This is a genomic window from Sporosarcina sp. P13 (genome assembly GCF_002743055.1).
GTDB lineage: Bacteria > Bacillota > Bacilli > Bacillales_A > Planococcaceae > Sporosarcina.
In genome coordinates this window covers 1-4,079 of record NZ_PDYM01000067.1, presented here as the reverse complement: position 1 = coordinate 4,079, position 4,079 = coordinate 1, and the positions used below count along the sequence as shown (strand labels likewise).

Sequence of the window (4,079 nt, the reverse complement as noted above, 5' to 3'; positions counted from 1 at the left end):
GTTGATCTTGTTCTTTTTTAGTGAATAATAGTTTAGTCATTTGATCCGACCCCCGACATCATTTTTATGTATAAACAAAAATACCCTATAAGACGGACTTTTTCAAAGTGTCCATCTTATAGGGTACAGTTTATTTTTGGAAGAATCGGTTTTTATTATTCTTACTTTTTTGCGTTGCTACTTGTCATAACATGGTCGATTAAACCATATTCTTTTGCACGTTCAGCTGTCATGAAGTTATCACGATCTGTATCGCGTGCGATGACTTCGATAGGTTGACCTGTGCGATCTGCTAGGATCTGGTTTAGTTTTTCACGAAGGTGTAAGATACGCTTTGCAGCAATCTCAATTTCAGTTGCCTGACCTTGTGCGCCACCAAGTGGTTGGTGAATCATGACTTCAGCGTTAGGCAATGCATAACGCTTACCTTCTGTACCTGCTGTTAACAAGAACGCTCCCATAGATGCTGCCATACCCACACAGATTGTTTGGATATCTGGTTTGATGAACTGCATGGTATCGTAGATCGCCATTCCAGCTGTAATGCTCCCACCTGGGCTGTTAATATAAATGGAGATATCCTTATCTGGATCTTCTGCCTCCAAGAATAAAAGCTGTGCCACGATGGAGTTGGCAACATTGTCATCAATGCCGCTACCTAGCATGATAATCCGGTCTTTCAACAGGCGAGAGTAGATGTCGTACGCCCGTTCACCGCGGTTTGTCTGTTCAATAACTGTAGGAATTAGATTCAATGATAGTTCCTCCTTTAAATACAATCTATTCGTTCGGTTGAAATCAATTTGTATTTCAACTATAATTGTATTTTACATAAGTTGGTCAACAAAGGTCAAATGTTTCGCCTTAAAATAACATATTGCTTTTTATTCTATTCCGCGATATAATGGAAGATGTCTCTAAGACAGTTTTTTATTTCGCTAGTTACAGAATTACCTATTCCAATGAAAAATATACTCGTCCTCGTGGTGCAATGGATAGCACGCAAGCCTCCGAAGCTTGAAATGTGGGTTCGACTCCCGCCGAGGGCATATGGTCAAATCAATGAGTTCCTATGTTTGTAGAGTTTTTTCTACGGGCATAGGGACTTTTTTGTTTGGGTGCTTTTCATTCGTTAGTACCACGCAACGAATAACACGCAATGGAGGGCATAAATGATGTCGAGAAGAAAATCAGTTAGTGCAAACGTATTGGAAAAACTTGTTCAACGGCAGGAAATAACGTCTCAAGACTTCCAGAAAGCTTCAGAAGAATTTTTTAAGCATTGTAAAATTAAAGGGCTTTCACCAGACACAGTAAAATTTTATAATAAAGAACTTAAAGGACTATCTAGAGCATTTGCTGATATGGCGGTCTTAATGGATGATGTGAGAACTATCAAAGCAAATGATATTGAGAATTGGATCGAATACATGTTGGAACATAAAAGGGCGATCTCCTCAATCAATGCAAGAATGAGGGCAGGTAGAACCTTTATGAATTTCTGTATGAAGAAAAGTTATATTGATGAAAATCCTTTTGATGGGGTATCACAGCTTAAGGTACGTCACAAAGTTGGAGCAACCTTTACAAAGAGACAATTAGAAAGATTGTTAAGTACTCCAGAAATAACTCAATTTGTTGGTCTCCGTGATCTTGCAATTATGTTGACCTTTGCACATGTTGGACTACGCCTTAAAGAGCTTTGTTCACTCAATGTTCAAGACATTGCATTTGATGGCAAAGGAGAAGTCATCATTCAACAAGCAAAGAACCGTTATGCAAGACGTGTCCCAATGACTAAGCGCTTAAAGGCAGTTATGAAAGCGTATGTTGAAGAACGTGGTGTGCTAGAGACTGATACATTGTTTATAAGCGTTGGGAACGCCCCTATAAACCTCCGTACGGTTCAAGAACGGTTAAAACACTATGGAGTAGTATCAAAGGTTGAGGACGAGGTTACAGTGAGTCCACACGCTTTCAGAAGGACGTTTTGTCGGTTGAAAGTTGAAGCAGGTGTAAACTTGTTTGTATTGCAAAGGCTTACAGGGCATAGTGACCTTGAGATGCTACAGCGATATGTTCAAATATACGGAAAAGATCTTGAACATGCAATTGAAAAGGGATTTGAATAAACTCTTCGTATTAATATGAGTTTTCGGACTGATGAGTAATGACTTTGGTTGTTAAATAAACAGAAAGTCAATTTTATATCGAAGTCACTATCAGTGTTTATTGAGCAGTGTAACTTTAATTTAGGGTAGTAGCCACAGGGCTGCCCCAATTGCAGTGTTTCATTATAGAGTTGATTGAAGTGAATTTAAAGAAGGTGAGGTAGGTTATTTTAAGGAATATATGTGTAATTTTAGTGTATTCGAGTTAGCCAAAAACCCACCCTAGCATTAGAGATAATGAGTTACTAATCCAAGACACCACGCCGCCCAGAAACGTCTGCAAGGCGGCGTGGTGCATATTCTCTGAATATCTTGTTATGCACAAGCAATTAATTCGGATTCATTAATGAACATGTAGAATCATTCTTATATGAGAATCTGGAGAGATAGGGGATACCTATCTCTTTTAATTTTTGGCTCGATAAAACGATCTTGTGATAATTCATTAAGAAAAGGACCATTTACGGTCCTTTTTGGTGGTATTCTTATTCAACTAAAGCTACCCGTTACTTTAAGTACAATACTTCACAATCTTTTTTTTGCCTTTATAAACAAAATTCCACTTACGATACGGTTCTCCATAACATGCTTAAATACGGTTTTATTTACTTCCTATTTACCTCTCCCAAATCAACGTCATTTGTTGTAAAAGTTCTTCCCATGTTTGCTCTTTCTCTTTGGTTACTTTATCAAGATCAAATTCCCCATAGTAAACTGCATCAACAGCCTCACTATCTACTAACTCTAATAGATCAGGTCCAATTCTTTTATCCTCTCGTAAAAAGTTACTAGTAGGCGAATGGGCGATTGTTTTAACATAATAAATTAAGCTGATCTTTTTTACTTCCCCATCTATTTCAACTTCTAAAGGGTGTGTCATATGCGTTCCTGCATGACTTTCTCCAAAATAATTTAAAACAAGCGTTCCATCTGCCGTTTCTTCAAGCTCAAATAATTCTGCTGTATAAGGAATTGGCTTTGCGTAATGAAATATGAATGAAAATAGTACAAACCCTATTAATGTGGTCGTTAAAACAGATCCAAAAATAAGAAGCCATTTTTTGCGATTCCATCGTTTCTTAAGCTGACTGAACAAAGTGTCTTTATTTTCAATTGGTACATAAAGCGTTCCTTTCATTTGCTCATATTCATTTTTACAATTCTCACATGTAAGTAAATGCTCATTAACTAACGATTTCGTATCATCACTTACTACCTCATCTACATAAAGTGGCAGCAAATCTTGAATGACTGTACATTTAATATCCTTCATCTTGTTTCGCCTCCATATACGCTGTTATTTTCTTTTTTGCACGGTAATACGTTACTCTAGCCCAGCCATCACTTTTTCCAAATAAATGCCCAATTGCCTCAAAAGAAAGCTCACCAAATGTTCGAAGGGAGAAAACTTCTTTATATGGCTCTTTCATTGCGTGTAAAAATCGATGAATCATCAGCGCTCGCTCTTCATTCATTAAATAATCTACAAGTTGGACATCCTTTTGCGCTGAATTTTCTTCAATATTTATCTCGCGTTGCTGCTTTTTGTATTGTGTAAAATATGTATTTTTAGCGATTGTGAAAAGCCATGCCCTTACATCTTTTTTACCATCAAATTGATGAAATGATTTCAGCGCCTTAAAAAATGTCTCTTGTGTAATTTCTTCTGCTATATCCTTGTCAGCTACTAAAGACTTTGTATATAAGTAAACATCATGAAAATACGCTTGATAAGTTTCCTCAAAGTTCACTTTCTCCCCTCCTTCACTTAAATAACGGTTCAACGTCAAATGTTGGGGTGACCGATAATCCACGTCACCCTAAATGAACCCCAATTTCTTTATACTTAATAGTTAATAAGATCTTCGCTCTAAAGTGATCGAAGCGTCGATAGCCATAGGCATTGCG

4 protein-coding genes and 1 tRNA gene are annotated in these 4,079 nt (G+C 37.3%); 2 read left to right on the top strand and 3 right to left on the bottom strand.

From position 1 onward, the window contains the following. Positions 1-161: 161 nt before the first annotated feature. A complete protein-coding gene (gene clpP, locus CSV79_RS16270) occupies positions 162-755 on the bottom strand; it encodes an ATP-dependent Clp endopeptidase proteolytic subunit ClpP (RefSeq protein ID WP_099690093.1) in 594 nt (197 codons plus the stop codon). A 222-nt stretch (positions 756-977) separates the two neighbouring features. Here clpP and CSV79_RS16265 point away from each other — a divergent pair. Together CSV79_RS16265 and CSV79_RS16260 are read left to right on the top strand one after the other, a co-directional pair. Continuing rightward, a tRNA-Arg gene (locus CSV79_RS16265) sits at positions 978-1,049 on the top strand. Between the two features lie 123 nt (positions 1,050-1,172). Further along, positions 1,173-2,132 (top strand): tyrosine-type recombinase/integrase, encoded by a 960-nt coding sequence (locus tag CSV79_RS16260; RefSeq protein WP_099690092.1) that lies wholly within the window; start codon positions 1,173-1,175, stop codon positions 2,130-2,132. 655 nt (positions 2,133-2,787) lie between these two features. Here the strand turns inward: CSV79_RS16260 and CSV79_RS16255 are convergent. Together CSV79_RS16255 and CSV79_RS16250 are read right to left on the bottom strand one after the other, a co-directional pair. Then, positions 2,788-3,444 carry a zf-HC2 domain-containing protein gene (locus tag CSV79_RS16255; RefSeq protein WP_099690091.1) on the bottom strand — a complete coding sequence of 219 codons (657 nt, stop codon included), beginning with the start codon at positions 3,442-3,444 and terminating at the stop codon, positions 2,788-2,790. Further along, positions 3,431-3,922 (bottom strand): RNA polymerase sigma factor, encoded by a 492-nt coding sequence (locus CSV79_RS16250; RefSeq protein WP_099690090.1) that lies wholly within the window; start codon positions 3,920-3,922, stop codon positions 3,431-3,433. Before CSV79_RS16250 ends, CSV79_RS16255 begins: the two co-directional genes overlap by 14 nt. Between the last annotated feature and the right edge of the window lie 157 nt (positions 3,923-4,079).